At 64.2% G+C, this 15,855-nt stretch carries 18 protein-coding genes and 1 other RNA gene; 4 read left to right on the top strand and 15 right to left on the bottom strand.

Features of this window, described 5'->3' with window-relative positions; all coding sequences use genetic code 11:
• Positions 1–22: 22 nt before the first annotated feature.
• The 4 genes from tolB to tolQ are packed head-to-tail and all read right to left on the bottom strand — an operon-like array spanning position 23 to position 3,672.
• Positions 23–1,351: a Tol-Pal system beta propeller repeat protein TolB gene (gene tolB, locus I2H38_RS15735; protein ID WP_196272812.1), complete on the bottom strand. Its 1,329-nt coding sequence runs from the start codon at positions 1,349–1,351 to the stop codon at positions 23–25.
• 31 nt (positions 1,352–1,382) lie between these two features.
• Positions 1,383–2,465: a cell envelope integrity protein TolA gene (tolA, locus tag I2H38_RS15730; protein ID WP_324617414.1), complete on the bottom strand. Its 1,083-nt coding sequence runs from the start codon at positions 2,463–2,465 to the stop codon at positions 1,383–1,385.
• A gap of 25 nt (positions 2,466–2,490) precedes the next feature.
• On the bottom strand, positions 2,491–2,937 hold the full coding sequence (locus I2H38_RS15725) for an ExbD/TolR family protein (protein ID WP_196272810.1): 447 nt from the start codon (positions 2,935–2,937) through the stop codon (positions 2,491–2,493).
• A 15-nt stretch (positions 2,938–2,952) separates the two neighbouring features.
• Positions 2,953–3,672 (bottom strand): protein TolQ, encoded by a 720-nt coding sequence (gene tolQ / locus I2H38_RS15720; RefSeq protein WP_196272809.1) that lies wholly within the window; start codon positions 3,670–3,672, stop codon positions 2,953–2,955.
• A 293-nt stretch (positions 3,673–3,965) separates the two neighbouring features.
• Here tolQ and I2H38_RS15715 point away from each other — a divergent pair, with 293 nt between their 5' ends.
• Positions 3,966–4,331: a nuclear transport factor 2 family protein gene (locus I2H38_RS15715; RefSeq protein WP_196272808.1), complete on the top strand. Its 366-nt coding sequence runs from the start codon at positions 3,966–3,968 to the stop codon at positions 4,329–4,331.
• Positions 4,332–4,340: 9 nt separating this feature from the next.
• Here the strand turns inward: I2H38_RS15715 and ybgC are convergent, their stop codons facing one another.
• The 11 genes from ybgC to I2H38_RS15660 form a co-directional block, all read right to left on the bottom strand.
• Positions 4,341–4,817 carry a tol-pal system-associated acyl-CoA thioesterase gene (ybgC, locus tag I2H38_RS15710; RefSeq protein WP_196272807.1) on the bottom strand — a complete coding sequence of 159 codons (477 nt, stop codon included), beginning with the start codon at positions 4,815–4,817 and terminating at the stop codon, positions 4,341–4,343.
• Positions 4,810–5,856 carry a Holliday junction branch migration DNA helicase RuvB gene (gene ruvB, locus I2H38_RS15705; RefSeq protein WP_196272806.1) on the bottom strand — a complete coding sequence of 349 codons (1,047 nt, stop codon included), beginning with the start codon at positions 5,854–5,856 and terminating at the stop codon, positions 4,810–4,812. Before ruvB ends, ybgC begins: the two co-directional genes overlap by 8 nt.
• Before the next feature lie 31 nt (positions 5,857–5,887).
• Positions 5,888–6,505, bottom strand: coding sequence for a Holliday junction branch migration protein RuvA (ruvA, locus tag I2H38_RS15700; protein WP_196272805.1), 618 nt, complete (start codon positions 6,503–6,505; stop codon positions 5,888–5,890).
• Positions 6,506–6,721: 216 nt separating this feature from the next.
• A complete protein-coding gene (gene ruvC / locus I2H38_RS15695) occupies positions 6,722–7,267 on the bottom strand; it encodes a crossover junction endodeoxyribonuclease RuvC (protein WP_407664087.1) in 546 nt (181 codons plus the stop codon).
• Positions 7,268–7,328: 61 nt separating this feature from the next.
• Positions 7,329–8,075, bottom strand: coding sequence for a YebC/PmpR family DNA-binding transcriptional regulator (locus I2H38_RS15690; protein ID WP_196272803.1), 747 nt, complete (start codon positions 8,073–8,075; stop codon positions 7,329–7,331).
• A gap of 132 nt (positions 8,076–8,207) precedes the next feature.
• Complete coding sequence (locus I2H38_RS15685; protein ID WP_196272802.1) at positions 8,208–8,876, bottom strand: exopolysaccharide biosynthesis protein; 669 nt, start codon at positions 8,874–8,876, stop codon at positions 8,208–8,210.
• Between the two features lie 76 nt (positions 8,877–8,952).
• On the bottom strand, positions 8,953–9,774 hold the full coding sequence (locus I2H38_RS15680; protein ID WP_196272801.1) for a TIGR00282 family metallophosphoesterase: 822 nt from the start codon (positions 9,772–9,774) through the stop codon (positions 8,953–8,955).
• Positions 9,775–9,783: 9 nt separating this feature from the next.
• Positions 9,784–10,368: a 5-formyltetrahydrofolate cyclo-ligase gene (locus tag I2H38_RS15675; RefSeq protein WP_196272800.1), complete on the bottom strand. Its 585-nt coding sequence runs from the start codon at positions 10,366–10,368 to the stop codon at positions 9,784–9,786.
• Positions 10,369–10,373: 5 nt separating this feature from the next.
• Positions 10,374–10,528, bottom strand: a non-coding RNA gene (ssrS, locus tag I2H38_RS15670) — 6S RNA.
• A gap of 204 nt (positions 10,529–10,732) precedes the next feature.
• The gene (locus I2H38_RS15665) at positions 10,733–11,104 is read right to left on the bottom strand and encodes a cell division protein ZapA (protein WP_196272799.1); all 372 of its coding nucleotides are present in this window, start codon (positions 11,102–11,104) and stop codon (positions 10,733–10,735) included.
• Between the two features lies 1 nt (position 11,105).
• Positions 11,106–11,399 (bottom strand): DUF4164 domain-containing protein, encoded by a 294-nt coding sequence (locus I2H38_RS15660; RefSeq protein ID WP_196272798.1) that lies wholly within the window; start codon positions 11,397–11,399, stop codon positions 11,106–11,108.
• A 177-nt stretch (positions 11,400–11,576) separates the two neighbouring features.
• Between I2H38_RS15660 and tkt the strand changes: the two genes are divergently transcribed.
• Genes tkt through I2H38_RS15645 form a run of 3 tightly spaced genes read left to right on the top strand, consistent with a single transcriptional unit; the run spans position 11,577 to position 15,818 of the window.
• The gene (tkt, locus tag I2H38_RS15655) at positions 11,577–13,577 is read left to right on the top strand and encodes a transketolase (RefSeq protein WP_196272797.1); all 2,001 of its coding nucleotides are present in this window, start codon (positions 11,577–11,579) and stop codon (positions 13,575–13,577) included.
• A gap of 29 nt (positions 13,578–13,606) precedes the next feature.
• Positions 13,607–14,614: a type I glyceraldehyde-3-phosphate dehydrogenase gene (gene gap, locus I2H38_RS15650; protein ID WP_196272796.1), complete on the top strand. Its 1,008-nt coding sequence runs from the start codon at positions 13,607–13,609 to the stop codon at positions 14,612–14,614.
• A gap of 13 nt (positions 14,615–14,627) precedes the next feature.
• Positions 14,628–15,818 (top strand): phosphoglycerate kinase, encoded by a 1,191-nt coding sequence (locus I2H38_RS15645; protein WP_196272795.1) that lies wholly within the window; start codon positions 14,628–14,630, stop codon positions 15,816–15,818.
• Positions 15,819–15,855: the final 37 nt, after the last annotated feature.

The following is a 15,855-nucleotide window of genomic DNA, read 5'->3' as shown; positions in this document are numbered from 1 at the left end:
CCCTAATGTCACCGAAGCCCTGTTACTGCTTGGTTTCGCTCAGCAGCGGCGACCAGGTCGGATCCGATGCGAAGGACGGCGTCGGCACGGGCTGTTCCACGCGGCCGGTGATGTCGACCATGTAGATCTTGCCGCCGGCCTGTCCGCCCGGATCGCGGAAGAACAGGATGTACTGGCCGTTCGGGGCCCAGGTCGGGCTCTCGTTGTGGAAGCCTTCCGTCAGGATGCGCTCGCCCGAACCGTCCGGCTTCATGATGCCGATGGAAAACCCGCCCGCGCGCCGCTTGGTGAAGGCGATGTAGTCGCCGCGCGGCGACCAGGCCGGCTGCGAATAGGAGCCGTCACCGAAGGAAATGCGGCGCTGGTTCGAACCGTCTGCGGCCATGGCGTAGATCTGCTGCTGCCCGCCGCGATCGCTCTCGAACACGATCTCGCGTCCATCGGGAGAGAAGGACGGTGAGGTGTCGATGGCGGCGGTGGAGGTCAGCCGCGTAGTGGCCTGCGAACCTAAGTTCATCATGAAGATGTTGGCATTGCCGCCCTGCTGCAAGCTCATGACGATGCGCTGCCCATCGGGCGCGAACCGCGGCGAGGAGGTCATGTCGGGAAAGTTGCCGACGATCTGACGCGAGCCGCTCTCGAGATTGATCACCTGAACGCGCGGCTGCTGGCCCTCAGCCTGCGACATGAAGGTCACGTCCTGAGTCGCGGGCGAATAGCGCGGTGTCACCACGAGGCTGTCGCCTTGCGTCAGGAAGCGCACATTGGCGCCATCCTGATCCATGATGGCAAGCCGCTTGCGGCGGTTCTCCTTCGGGCCCGATTCATCGACGAAGACGATGCGCGTGTCGAAGAAGCCGCCAAAGCCCGTGACCTTGGTGTAAACGGCGTCCGAAATGATGTGGCCTACACGACGCCAGAAATTCGGATCGGTGACATATTGCTGGCCGGTCAATTGCTGACCGCTATCCACGTCCCAGAGACGGAATTCCGCCTTCAGCCGGCCGGATGCGTCGCGCGACACGCGCCCCGTCACGAGCGCCTGTGCGCCTGCCATCTTCCACGCATCGAAACGCGGCGCGACGTCGAACGCGGGGCGCTCGGGGAAGCGCGATTTGTCGAGCGGAACGAAGTAGCCCGAGCGCTGCAGATTATTGGCGATGATGCCAGAAACCCGCTGTCCGAGATCTCCTTCACCCGCGAAGTCGGCAATCGCGATCGGCATGGGCTGGAACTGACCGCCCGGCCCGACACGAAAGCTGAGTTGCGCATGAGCGGCGGGCGCAAGTGCGGCCATCGGCATGGCGACGGCCAGCGCGATGAGAAGACGGGAGACAAGGCGAGCAATCATGATGATGCGTCTCAGCAAGGTGGGCGTCAGATCAGGACAAATCGAATTCGACGTTGAGCGTTTTCCAATCCGCGTAGAAGGGCGCGAATTGAGCGGGCAGGCGATAGGGCGCGCAACGGCGAACCGCGCGCAGGGCGGCATCGGCAATCGCGCGATCGGTAGAGGAAGGACCAGCGCGCAGAACGGCAGGATCAGCCGACAACGAGCCGTCCGGATTGAGCCGGATCTCAAGATAAGGCAGCGTCGGGTTGCCGATCGAGGCACTGACGGGAACCGTGTAGCACTTGCGGATCTGTTCGGTCAGAATCCCGATCAGGGAATCCCTCTGGCTCGGATTGAGTTTGGCCGCGGAACCCGTCTGGGTACCAAGCGAAGGAGTCTTCTGGATCTCATTTGCCGAAGCGCCCGTCGACTGGTTCTTCTCCTTGTTCTGGAGAAGCTGCTTGATATCCGCCAGATCGAGTTTCTTGGCGACCTCGGCATCCTTGCGGACCTTCGCCTCGGCATCGGCCTTCGCCTTCGCGTCCGCGAGCTTCTTGGCCTCGGCATCCGCTTTGGCCTTCGCATCGGCCTCCGCCTTGGCTTTCGCCTTGGCGTCCGCTTCGGCCTTGGCTTTCGCCTGGGCCTCGGCTTCGGCCTTCGCCTTCGCAGCGGCCGCCTTGGCCTCCTCGATGGCTTCGGCCTCGGCCTTCTCGATCAACTTCTTCTCGTCTTCCTGCGCCTTCACTTCGGCGGGCTTAGGAGGCGGCGTGGGCAGCGGGGGCTGGCTTGCGACCGGCTCTTCCTTGTCCGCCACCTTCATCTCTTCGGGACGCTTCGGCGGCGCGGGCGTGTCGCGTTTCTCCTCGCCCGGATCGCGCAGCTCGGTCTTGTCGGCCACGCGGTCGGCGCGCGGCTTCGGCGTCGGCTGCACATCCTTGGCGGTCTTCTCGCCCTTGGTGATCTGCGAGACCTGGTTTTCGGTGAATATCTCGACCGGGATGCCTTCTTCCGCCTCGGGGAATTTGTGGAACGACGAAAGCCCGACCATCGCAAGGCCCAGAAGCGCCGCATGCGTGACGCCCGAGACCCAGAAGCCCGGTTCCGAGGTGTTGAATTTGAGCTTCAACGCCACTTTCGTTCGTCCCCTACCCGACCGCTCAGCGCGGATCGGTCTCGGTCACGAGCGCGACGCGCTTGTAACCGGCCGTGGTCACGATGGACATCACTTGCGCGACGCGTCCGTAATCGACTCGTCTGTCGCCGCGCACGAAGACGCGCTCGTCAAAACCCTGCTTCGCTACTTCGGCGAGCTTGCCGACGATGGCCTCGTCGGTCACCTCGGTCTCACCGAGGAATACCTGACCCGTCGCCTTAATCGAGAGCGTCACGGGCTTGGCATCCGAATTGAGCGGAGCGGCCTTCGTCTGCGGCAGGTCGAGGGGCACGCCGGAAGTCATCATCGGCGCGGCCACCATGAAGATGATGAGCAGAACGAGGGTGACGTCGATGAACGGCGTCATGTTGATCTCGTTGATCGCGCCGCCGCTGCGCCCGCGCCTGCGGCGGCGTCTGCCGCCACCGCTTGCCATGCCTGCCGATGCCATCGCCCCGACTCCCGTTTAAGCCGCGAGCGCGATGCGCTCGTCGATCTGGCGCGAGAGGATGGCGGAGAACTCGTCGGCGAAACCCTCAAGCCGCGATTGCAGCTTGCCGACTTCGGATTGCAGCTTGTTGTACGCGAGCACCGCCGGAATGGCCGCGAAGAGGCCGATGGCGGTGGCGAACAGCGCTTCCGCGATGCCTGGTGCGACGACCGCAAGACTCGTGTTCTTGGACGCCGCGATCGAGGTGAACGAGTTCATGATGCCGACCACCGTGCCGAAGAGGCCGATATAGGGGCCGGCGGAACCGATGGAGGCCAAAATCATCAGGCGGGAATCGAGCCGTTCCACCTCACGCTGAATGGTGACGTCCAAAACCTTGTCGATGCGCTGGGACAGGCTCTGGAACGAACGGCCGGAGCCCTCGAAGGAGCGCTTCCATTCCCGCATGGCGGCGACGAACACGGCGGAAAGGCCGGTGGCCGGTCGGCTCTGGAGCGAACGAAACAGCTCTTCGAGCGACTGGCCCGACCAGAACACATCCTCGAAACGGTTCATGGCGCGCTTGGTGCGGGCGAAAAGCAGGGTCTTGTCGACAATGATGGCCCAGCACCACACGGAGGCTGCGAGCAGGCCCAGCATGACGAGCTTGACGAGAAGATGGGCCTGCCAGAACAGGCCGAAGAGGGACATGTCGTGGGCCACAGGAGCGGCCTGGGCCACATCAACCGGATTCATTGTCTCGTCCTCGCTCTGTTCGAGCAGCCCTCATGGAGGGCTCACCGCATGTGTTTGGGAAAATCTTTTCGCGTAATGATGCTCGTTCGCCCCGGAATCTGTCGAAATAAGGGCGTTCAGGCAGCAAGACGCGGATCTCTCCCGTCCGTTGCCTGTTAAGCACAGAGTAAGGTTAAAGCTTGGTTTAAACGCGCCTGCGGGGCCCGTAATCGCCTGCGATTCATTTGGAATTTCCCAGAGGCGCCTGCTAAATCACAGCCCCTGAACCATCCGGCTCGAAAAGAGGGAAAACAATGACGGCGGACCCCAGCGAGATCGTGCAACGGCAGCTCGACGCCTACAACGCGCGCGATATCGAAGCCTTCATGTCGCATTGGGCCGAAGAGGCTCAATATTTCGCTTTTCCCTCGGAGCTGCTTGCAAACGGCGCAGCGCAGATCCGCGAACGCCACATGGCGCGCTTCAAGGAACCCAACCTGTTCGGGCAGCTCGTCAAGCGCATGACCTTAGGTAATCTCGTTATTGACCAGGAGGTCGTGACCCGCACTTTTCCGGAAGGGACGGGCCGTGTCGACGTCATTGCGATCTACGAGGTCGCCGATGAGAAAATCGCCAAGGCATGGTTCAAGATCGGCACGCCGGTCTTCGACAAGGCGTGAGGTGAACGCTTACTCGCCCAAGGGCGTCAGGGCGGCGCGCAATTCGTCCGGAATGCGCACCGCGCGCCCTCCCCGCACCGCAGCAACCGTGACCTCGGCAAAGACCAGCACATCATCGCCGCGACGCACTTCCTGAGCGAGCGTCATCGAAGCGCCGCGCATTTCCTTCGGGCGCGTGACGATGGTCAGCACATCGTCCATAAGCGCCGCGCCGCGAAAATCGATCATCATCTTGCGCACCACGAAGGCGAGCCCGCCCATCTCGGCGTGGAGATCCGATTGCGCGACCTCCACGGCCCGCAACAATTCCGTGCGCCCGCGCTCCATGAAGCGCAGATAGCTCGCGTGATAGACGCGCGCCGAAAAATCCGTGTCCTCGTAATAGACGCGGATAGGGAGAACGTGCGCGCCGTCCTTCAGGGCACCGGACAGGTGCGGCCAAGCGCCGGCCTGCTCTCCTGCCCCACGTGAGGTTTCGTCACGCATCCTCATCGCCTCCGAACAACCCAAATTGCGCGGTCTCGCGGGTGGGCTCGGGCATGCCGAGATGGCGGAAGGCGTGGGGCGTGAGGATGCGGCCGCGCGGGGTGCGCTGCACGAAGCCCTTCTGGATCAGGTAGGGCTCGATGATCTCCTCGATCGCGTCGCGCGGCTCCGAGAGCGCCGCAGCGATGGTCTCGATGCCGACCGGGCCGCCGCCGAAGGAGAGCGCGATGGTGGTGAGGTATTTGCGATCCATCAGGTCGAGGCCGATGGGATCGACGTCGAGGAGACGCAGCGCATTGTCCGCGAGTTCGCGGCTGATGGTGGCCGCGCCCTCGACGATGGCGAAGTCGCGCACGCGGCGCAGCAAGCGACCCGCGATGCGCGGCGTGCCGCGCGAACGGCGGGCGATCTCGTTCGCGCCGTCCTCGCTCATGCCGATGCCGTGCACCCGCGCGCCGCGCCGCACGATCAGTTCGAGTTCCTCGACGGTGTAGAATTCGAGCCGGATCGGAATGCCGAAACGGTCGCGTAGCGGCGTAGTGAGAAGGCCCGCGCGGGTGGTGGCACCGACAAGCGTGAATTTCGGCAACTCGATCTTCACCGAGCGCGCCGCAGGGCCTTCGCCGATGATGAGATCGAGCTGATAATCCTCCATCGCAGGATAGAGAATTTCCTCCACCGCTGGGTTGAGGCGGTGAATCTCGTCGATGAAGAGCACATCACGCTCTTCCAGATTCGTGAGCTGCGCAGCGAGATCACCCGCCTTCGCGATCACCGGGCCCGAGGTCGAGCGGAAATTCACGCCGAGTTCGCGCGCCACGATCTGCGCCAGCGTGGTCTTGCCGAGACCCGGCGGGCCGACGAAGAGCACATGGTCGAGCGCATCGCCCCGCGTCTTCGCGGCATTGATGAAGACCTGCAAATTCGCCCGCGCGGCCTTCTGCCCGGTGAAATCGTCAAGCGCCAGCGGTCGCAGCGACGTCTCGAGATCGTCCTCGCGCTTTTCGGGGGCAAGCAGGCCGCTGCGTGAGTTGGTCAAAAAATCTTACCTTTCAAACGGCGAAAATGCGCTAGCGCGCCAATTCCTTCAAGCCCAGCCTGATCAGCGTCTTCGCCTCGGGCGCTTCGCCGGCCTGCTTCAAGGCGGCGGCGATGGCGGCGGAGGCTTGGGCTTGGGGATAGCCGAGATTGACCAGAGCCGAGATGGCATCGGAAACCGGCAAGGGTGCGGTTCTGTCCTCGACGGAATCCGACAGGCGGATAAGGGCCGGGTCGATGCCGGAGAAGGCGGGAACCTTGTCCTTCAATTCGGACACGATGCGCTGCGCGAGCTTCGGCCCGACGCCGGGGCTGCGCGCGACGGCCGCCTTGTCTCCGGTCGCAAGCGCGGTGCCGAGGCTTCCGGGATCGAGCACGGAGAGGATGCCGAGCGCCACCTTCGCGCCGACGCCCTGCACGCTCTGGAGCAGGCGGAACCATTCGCGCTCGGCGTCCGAGCGGAAGCCGAACAGGCGGATCATGTCCTCGCGGACATGGGTCTCGATGGACAGCGAGGCAGCCTCGCCGGCCGGGGGCAGGTTCTGCAGCGTACGCGAGGAGCAATGGACCACATAGCCGACGCCCTGGACGTCGACGACCACGAAATCCTCGCCATAGGCATCGATGATGCCCTTGAGTTTGCCGATCAAGCCGATGTCTCCCCCGCTACCGTCATCCCGGGCACTACCCTTTCACCTCTCCCTCGAGGGAGAGGTCGGACCGTGAGGTCCGGGTGAGGGGTTTGCACTCTCCGGAGAAATCTCAAGCCCTCACCCTCGCTTCGCTCGACCTCTCCCCCGCCGGGGAGAGGTAAAGGCGCGGAGCTATCGTGTGATTCCAGAATGACTTCAGCTGCTCTGTAACACCTAAAGCTTGGCCACCAAAGCACGCGCTTTACGGTGATGGGCGTGGGCGATGGCGATGGCGAGCGCATCGGCGGCGTCGGCCTTTTTCGGGTCGGCCTTGGGCAGAAGCACCTTCACCATGGCCAGAACCTGGTTTTTCTCCGCATGGCCGACGCCGACCACGGTCTTCTTGACCTGGTTCGCGCCATATTCGGCCACCGGCAATCCGTGCAGGGCAGGAACGAGGAGCGACATGGCGCGCGCCTGACCGAGCTTGAGGGTCGCCTGCGCATCCTTGTTGACGAAGGTTTCCTCCACCGCGACCTCGTCGGGCGTCCAGGTGGTCACCACTTCGGTCAACTTGTCGTGGAGCTGCTTGAGCCTCAGCGCGAGCGCGAGGTCGCCGTCCGAGGTGACGACCCCGCAGGCGACATAGGAAAGCTTCGTGCCTTCGATGGTGATGATTCCCCAGCCGGTGTTTCGCAGGCCGGGGTCGAGGCCGAGGATGCGGATGCGTTCAGACAAGGCCTGCTCTCCACCGTAATGCCCGGGGGTCGTCCCGGGCATCCACGTCTTTTCCGCCCTAAGGCGTGGATGGCCGGAACAGGTCCGGCCATGACGACAGGCGTCAGCCCGCCATCTTCTGCATCAGCGCTTCGGAAAGCTCGAAATTGCCATAGACGCTCTGCACGTCGTCGTGCTCTTCCAGCGTCTCCATGAGCTTCATCAGCTTTTCGCCGGTCTCGTCATCGACCGCAACCGGGGTCTGGGGCTTCCAGACGAGCTTGGAGGCCTTGGGCTCGCCGAACTTCTCTTCGAGCGCTTTCGTGACCTCGTTCAGCGAGGTCTGCTCGCAATAGATCTCGTGACCGTGCTCGGAGGACACGACGTCTTCCGCGCCGGCATCAATGGCGCCTTCGAGCACCGCGTCGGCGTCGCCGACATCCGGTCCGAACTCCACCAGGCCGACCCGGTCGAACATGAAGGAAACCGCGCCGGTTTCAGCGAGGTTGCCGCCGCTCTTGGTGAAATACGAGCGGATGTCGGAGGCCGTGCGGTTGCGGTTGTCGGTCATGGCCTCGACGATGATCGCAGCGCCCCCGGGGCCGTAGCCCTCGTAGCGGATCTCTTCGTAGTTCTCGCCCTCGCCGCCGACCGCCTTGTTGATGGCGCGCTGGATATTGTCCTTGGGCATGTTCTCCGCGCGGGCCGCGAGGATGGCGGCGCGCAGGCGCGGGTTCATGTTGGGATCGGGCATGCCCATCTTGGCCGCGACCGTGATTTCGCGCGCCAGCTTGGAGAAAACCTTGGAGCGCACCGCATCCACCTTACCCTTGCGGTGCATAATGTTCTTAAACTGGGAATGTCCGGCCATGGGGCCTCCGCGTTCGCGACCGAGGGCGTTCAAAGGGCCCGTCAGGCCGCGGATGTTGACGATACCCGGCTTATAAAACGGTGTTACGCCAAAGGGAAAGCCCCCGGCGTAATATTGACCGCGCTTAAGGTTTCAGATCCCGAACCAGCCCGACAGCCCCGCCCGGATCAGGTGGTAGGAGGCTCCGAGCACGGTTGCAGTATAGGCAAGCCCCGCAAGACCGATGAGATAGCCGACGATCAGCCAATAGCCGTCTTCCTCCATGATCGCGATGGAGGCGATGACGAGCGCGATGGAAGGTGGGAAATTGGTGCCGGGAAAGGGAATGAGCACCGAAATCGCCACCAGCACGGCGAAAAACCCAACCATGCGGTCGCCAAGAGCGCCGAAGAGCCAGGGCAGCCGGGGGCGGCAAAAGCTTTCGAGCTTCCTGAGCCTGGGCTCGGCCATGTCGATGACCTTCTTGAAGGTCACCACGGAGACGGATCGGCGCAGAATAATGCCCGGCAGCCAAGGTCGATGCTGCCCCAGCATCATCTGGATGCCGAAGATCAGCACGGGCAATCCGACGACGGCCGCGATCCCAGGGACGGGAAGGCAGTTTGGCAGGCTGAAGAGGATCAGCACGAAGCCGAAGGTACGTTCGCCGAAGGCCTCGATGATCCGCCCGATGGTGATGGTGTCTCCTTCGGCCGTATCGATGACGGCACGCAGGACAGCGGACGCGCTTTTATGGGCGACCGCCGCGTGAAGGGCGTTGCCCTCGTCGGTCTCAAAATGTTGCCGATTGTCCGCGTCCACCTGCCGCCTCCGTTGAGGGGACAGATGGGCACAGGCTCACCCTGCGCCAAGAGCGAGCCAGCGAGCGAGCCGGCTTTCAGTCCCAGAACCGGGGCCAGGATTCCTCAAGATGCGGCCCGAGCCGCAAAGCCGCCACCCGGATCGCAAGGCCGGTCCGGTCGTCGGTCTCGACCGCGAGCCCGGAGAGAGTGCCCTCGCCGAGCCCCGGCTCCATGCGGGGACCCGGCGTCTTCTGGAGGAAGCGTCGGATCGATTCCTCCTTCTGCATGCCGAGCACCGTATCGTAATCGCCGCACATGCCCGCATCCGACATGTAGGCCGTGCCCCCGGAGAGAACCCGGTGATCGGCGGTCGGCACATGGGTGTGGGTGCCCACCACAAGGCTCACGCGCCCGTCGAGATGGTGGCCGAGGGCCTCCTTCTCGCTGGTCGCCTCCGCATGCATGTCCACAATGATGGCATCCGCCACCTGCCCCAGGGGGCAGGAATCGATCTCGCGGTCGACGGCGGCGAAGGGGTCGTCGAGGGCGTCCATGAAGAGGCGGCCCATGACATTGACGACGAGGACCCGCTTGCCGGAAGGCGTATCGATGAGATTCGCGCCGCGTCCCGGCGTGCCGGGCGGGTAATTCACCGGGCGCAGGAGCCGGGGCTCGCGCTCGATGAAGACGAGCGTTTCGCGCTGATCCCAGGAGTGGTTGCCGAGTGTGACGGCATCCGCGCCCGCCGTGATGAGCTCGTCGCAGATAGCCTCGTTGATGCCGAACCCACCCGCTGCGTTCTCGCCGTTGATGACGACACAATCGAGCTGCCAGCGGTCGCGCAAAGCTGGCAGGCGTTCGATCACCGCATTGCGGCCGGGGCGTCCGACGATATCGCCGAGGAAGAGAAGGCGCATGGAGGATCCTTAATAGGGCTCGGTCCGAACGAGTTCGGCTTCGGTGATGACGGCGTCGAGCGGGCGGTCGTGAGGCTCGACCGGCACCTGATCGATCTCCTGAACCGCATAAGCCAGGCCGATGGTCAAGATGCGGTGGCGTTGTTCAAGCGCCGCGATGGCGCGGTCGAAATGGCCCTTGCCGTAGCCGATGCGCCCGCCGCGCCGGTCGAAGGCGAGAAGCGGGACGAGGAGGGCCACGGGCACGGCCTCGGGCGCGTCGGGGCCCGGCTCCTGCACACCGAAGCCGCCGGGCACCAGCACGTCGCCCGGCTGCCAGAGCCTGAACGTCATATGCGGATGGATGACTTGGGAAAGAGCCACGTTCTGCCCGCGAGAGACGAGCGCCTCCATCAGCGGACGCGGATCGACCTCGCTGCGGATCGGCCAATAGCCGCCGACCGGGGTGACGTTCTCAAGGTTGTGAAACCCCAAAGCCAGCTCGGCGATGCGCTGCGACGCCTGATGGCGGAACGCCTCATCGAGAGCGTCGCGGCGAGCGAAAGCCTCGCGGCGAAGCCTGTTCTTGAACTCGGGAAGGGGAAGCGATGTCATAAAAGTGCGGAGCCACAAAAGCCGTCGGAGTAGCGATCCCGGGAACCTACATAAGTAGGTGGGCGCCGTGTATCCCGGTCCACGGACCGGGTAGGGACAGCTCCCTAAGGATCGTTAAGGCCCCGGGGAAATGAACTCCTAACGCGCCCCGCAGCCCCGCCTTGCTTATGTAGTGAGGATGGGTCGCCGAAGGAAGGGGAAAATTGCCCCTCGCCTGAAACATCCTCCGCCGTCATTCCGGGGTCGCGACAGCGAAGCCCGTAATCCATAACCACTGACAGGGACGAGCGAAACGAGTCCCCACACACTTTTCTCGGAGCCCTCAGCGCTTATGGAATGACGCCCGGGAGACCGCGGCCAAAAATCACGACTCCTGCACCGGCGCGTTCAGGCTCCTCGCCAGCCGCTCGATGCGCTCCGCCGCCTTCTGGACGCTCTCCGCGACGCGCGCCTCAATGAGCTGGGTGCGTTCGTCCCCGGCCGAAGCGAAGGATTTCAACTCGGCCAGCTCGGCCTCGAGCGCCAAAACCCGCTTCTTCGTCTCGTGCATCTCATCCGCCAGGGTAATGGCTGCCATGACGTGCAAGCGCATGTCGCCGATTTCGCCGACGGCGGCGCGCATGTCCTCGATCTTGGCATCGAAGGAAGCCGCAAGGCCTTCGAGATGCTGTTCCTCGCCTTCGGCGCAAGCGATGCGATAGGCCCGACCCGCGATCGATACCGTTACCTGGGGCATCTCAACCTTCTTCCCGTTCGAACTGCCCGGCCTGGGCCAGAACGCCTTGAACCTCGCCGATGGCCTGGCGCACGCGCCGGCTCACATCGTCGGTCGCCGCCTCGAAGCGATGGAGACGGGTCAAGGCACCATCGAGTTCCACCGCCAGGCGGGCCCGGTCGTCCTGCATGAGCTGAAGCTCGGTTTCCAGGTCGCCCCGGCTTTTCTCGGCCTCCAGCCGTCGGGAGACGGAGGCCTCCAGGAAGCCGAGCGCGCTTTCGAGCCGTTTCATCGCGTCATCGAGAGTGGTGATCATCGGGCCTCCGTGAATCATCAAGCAGACTAGGCTTCTCGGCCCGGACCGGCAACGGCCCGAGCCGATTTACGTTGGGGGAGCCTTTGACTCGCCCCTGCCGCGTGTTAAGGAGCCCACGCCTTTTCCCGACACACGCGACCCGCTAGGGTTGCCTTAAAGACTTGTGGATCAAGAGCCGTGCCAGACACCGTCCCCGCCGATCGCGTCACCCACTCCGATCTGGCGAACGCTGTGCGCGTCCTTGCGATGGACGCCGTGGAGCAAGCAAAATCGGGCCATCCCGGCCTGCCGATGGGCGCCGCCGACATCGCCACGGTGTTGTTTACGAAATTCCTGAAATATGACGCCGCCGATCCGACCTGGCCGGATCGCGACCGTTTCGTGCTGTCCGCCGGCCACGGCTCGATGCTGCTCTATGCCCTGCTTCACCTCACCGGCGTGAAGGGCATGACCATCGACGAGCTGAAGCGCTTCCGCCAGCTCGATTCGAAGACCCCGGGCCACCCGGAAAACTTCATGACCCCCGGCGTCGAGACGACCACCGGCCCGCTGGGCCAGGGCATCGCCACGGCTGTTGGCATGGCGCTCGCCGAGCGGATGATGAACGCCCAGTACGGTGACGACATCGTCGACCACCGCACCTATGTGCTCGCCTCGGATGGCGACCTGATGGAGGGCATCAGCCAGGAGGCCATTGCGCTTGCGGGCCACCTGAAGCTCAACCGCCTCATCGTGCTTTTCGACGATAACGGCATTTCCATCGACGGTCCGCTCTCGATTGCCGACTCGGTCGATCAGGTGAAGCGCTTCCAGGCCGCCGGATGGCAGGCGGTGCGCGTGGACGGCCACGACCCGAAGGCGATTGGCCGCGCCATTGCCCGCGCCCAGAAGTCGGACAAGCCGACCCTGATCGCCTGCAAGACCGTCATCGGCTTCGGCGCGCCCAAGCGCGCGGGCACCTCAAAGGCGCACGGCGAGCCGCTCGGTGCCGAGGAGCTGGCAGGTGCGAAGGCCGCGCTCGGCTGGACATCCGCTCCCTTTGAGATTCCGGAAGCAATCCAGTCCGCGTGGGCGAAGGCCGGCAAGAAGGGCCGTCGCTACAATCGCGCCTGGAAGGAGCGCCTCAAGGCGCTTCCGACCGAGACTCGCGCCGAGTTCGAGCGCCGTATCAAGGGCGTGCGTCCGAAGGGCCTCGACGAGGCCGTGACGAAGCTCAAGAGCCGCCTCTTCGCAGAGCCGCAGAACGTCGCGACCCGCAAGGCCAGCGAGATCGCGCTCGAAGTCATCACCGAAGCCGTTCCGGAACTCGTTCTCGGGTCCGCCGACCTGACGCCTTCGAACAACACCAAGACCAAGAACCTGACCGCGATTTCGCCGGGCCAGTACGCCGGGCGCTACATCCATTACGGCATCCGCGAGCACGGCATGGCGGCGGCCATGAACGGCCTCGCGCTCCATGGCGGCATCGTGCCCGCAGGCGCGACCTTCCTGGTCTTTGCCGATTACGCACGACCCGCCATGCGCATCGCAGCGTTGGCCGGTGTTCCGGCAGTCTACGTCATGACGCACGACTCGATCGGCCTTGGCGAGGACGGACCGACCCACCAGCCGGTGGAGCAGTTGGCATCCTTGCGCTGCATGCCGAACATGCGCGTGTTCCGCCCGGCCGACGCGGTCGAGACGGCTGAGTGCTGGCAGCTGGCGCTGGAGCGCACGGATGGCCCGACCGTTCTGGCTCTGACCCGTCAGAACCTGCCGCAGGTCCGCAAAGAGGCGACCGGCAATTTCTCGGCGACCGGCGCTTACGAATTGTCGCCCGCCGAGGGCAAGGCCCAGGCCACCATCTTCGCCTCCGGCAGCGAGGTCGAGATCGCGCTTGCCGCCCAGAAGATCCTGGCCGAACAGGGCTTCCCGGCCCGCGTTGTCTCCGTGCCCTCGCTCGAACTCTTCCTGGCCCAGCCGGAGAAGGTCCGCGCCAAGATCGTTGGCGACGCCAAGATCAAGGTCGCGGTTGAGGCCGCAGTTCGCTTCGGATGGGATGGCATCATCGGCTCCGACGGCATTTTCGTCGGCATGAGCAGCTTCGGCGCGAGCGCGCCCTATAAGGATCTCTACAAGCACTTCGGCATCACCGCCGAGGCTGTCGCCGAGAAGATCCTGAGAACCCACAATCTCTAATCGCCTTCGTTTCTAAGGGAGCAACGACAATGACTGTGAAGGTCGCCATCAACGGGTTTGGTCGGATCGGGCGCAACATCCTGCGCGCCATCGTGGAGAGCGGACGCAAGGACATCCAGGTCGTCGCCATCAACGATCTCGGCCCCGTGGAGACGAATGCCCACCTTTTGCGCTTCGACTCGGTCCACGGCCGCTTCCCGGCCGAAGTGAAGGTCGAGGGCGACTTCATCGTCATCAACGGCCAGAAGATCAAGGTCACGGCGGTCAAGGACCCGGCTGCCCTGCCGCACAAGGAACTCGGCGTCGACATCGCGCTCGAGTGCACCGGCATCTTCGCCACCCGTGAAAAGGCTGCGGCGCACCTGACCGCCGGCGCGAAGCGCGTCATCGTCTCGGCCCCGGCCGACGGCGCTGACCTGACGGTCGTTTACGGCGTCAACCACGACAAGCTGACGAAGGACCACATCGTCATCTCGAACGCCTCCTGCACCACGAACTGCCTCGCCCCCGTGGCGAAGGTGCTGAACGACGCGTTCGGCATCGAGAAGGGCTTCATGACGACGGTGCACTCCTACACCAACGATCAGCCGTCCCTCGATCAGATGCACAAGGACCTCTACCGTGCCCGCGCGGCGGCCTTGTCGATGATCCCGACCTCGACCGGTGCTGCGAAGGCCGTCGGTCTCGTGCTGCCGGAACTCAACGGCAAGCTCGACGGCACCTCGATCCGCGTGCCGACCCCGAACGTGTCGGTGATCGACTTCAAGTTCATCTCCAAGAAGCCGACGACGGTCGCCGAGGTCAACGAGGCTATCAAGCGCGCAGCAGCCCAGGAGCTGAAGGGCGTTCTCGCTGTGACCGATCAGCCGAACGTCTCGATCGACTTCAACCACGATCCGGCTTCCTCGACGTTCCACCTCGACCAGACCAAGGTCATGGACGGCAATTTCGTGCGCGTCCTGTCCTGGTACGACAACGAGTGGGGCTTCTCGAACCGCATGGCGGACACCGCCGTCGCCCTCGCGAAGCTCATCTGATCGGGAGGCGTTGATGACCGCCTTCCGCACGCTCGACCAGGCTGACGTCAAGGGCAAGCGCGTTCTCGTCCGGGTGGACCTCAACGTCCCCATGGAGAACGGCCGGGTGACGGATGCGACGCGCATCGAGCGCGTCCTCCCCACCATCCAGGAGATCGCCGACAAGGGGGGGAAGGTGATCCTTCTCGCCCATTTCGGACGCCCGAAGGGCCGCGATCCGAAGGATAGCCTGAAGCCGGTCGCGGAGGCGCTCGCCAAACACCTCGCCAGACACGTCGCCTTCGCCGATGATTGTATCGGCGAAGCGGCGCAAAAGGCCGTCGCCGCGCTGCGGAACGAAGACATCCTGCTTCTCGAAAACACCCGCTTTCACGCGGGCGAGGAAAAGAACGACAAGGCTTTCGTCGCTGAGCTCGCAAAGCTCGGCGACATCTATGTCAACGATGCCTTCTCGGCGGCGCACCGCGCGCACGCTTCGACCGAAGGCGTCGCCCATGTGCTTCCCGCCTATGCAGGCCGCACCATGCAGGCGGAACTCGATGCCCTGACCAAGGGGCTCGAGGCTCCGACCCGCCCGGTCGTCGCCATCGTCGGCGGCGCGAAGGTATCGTCCAAGATCGATCTGCTCGAAAACCTTGTCGCCAAGGTCGATGCGCTCGTCATCGGCGGCGGCATGGCCAACACCTTCGTCCACGCCATGGGCCTCAATGTCGGCAAGTCGCTGGCGGAGAAGGATCTCGCAGCGACCGCGCTTCGCATCATCGACAAGGCGCGCGAATCCAACTGCGCCATCATCCTGCCGGTGGACGGCGTCTGCGCCTACGAGTTCAAGGCGGGAGCGGCGAACCACACCTATGGCATCGACGCGATCCCCGAGGACCAGATGATCCTCGATGTCGGCTCGCAATCGGTCGAACGCATCAATTCGGCGATCAACGACGCCAAGACACTGGTCTGGAACGGCCCGCTCGGCGCATTCGAGATCGCACCTTTCGATCAGGGCACGGTCGCGGCGGCACGCCATGCGGCGGAGCGCACCAAGGCCGGCAAGCTCGTCTCGGTGGCTGGCGGCGGCGACACGGTGGCGGCATTGAACCACGCGGGCGTGGCGGACGACTTCTCTTACGTCTCAACCGCAGGCGGCGCGTTCCTCGAATGGCTCGAAGGCAAGGTCCTGCCCGGCGTCGAGGCGCTGCGGGTTTAAGATCCGGTTCAGCTTCGGCGGGCTTAAAGAACGATCA

This window comes from Microvirga alba (assembly GCF_015694465.1).
GTDB lineage: Bacteria > Pseudomonadota > Alphaproteobacteria > Rhizobiales > Beijerinckiaceae > Microvirga > Microvirga alba.
This window is presented reverse-complemented; position numbering and strand designations above follow the sequence as displayed.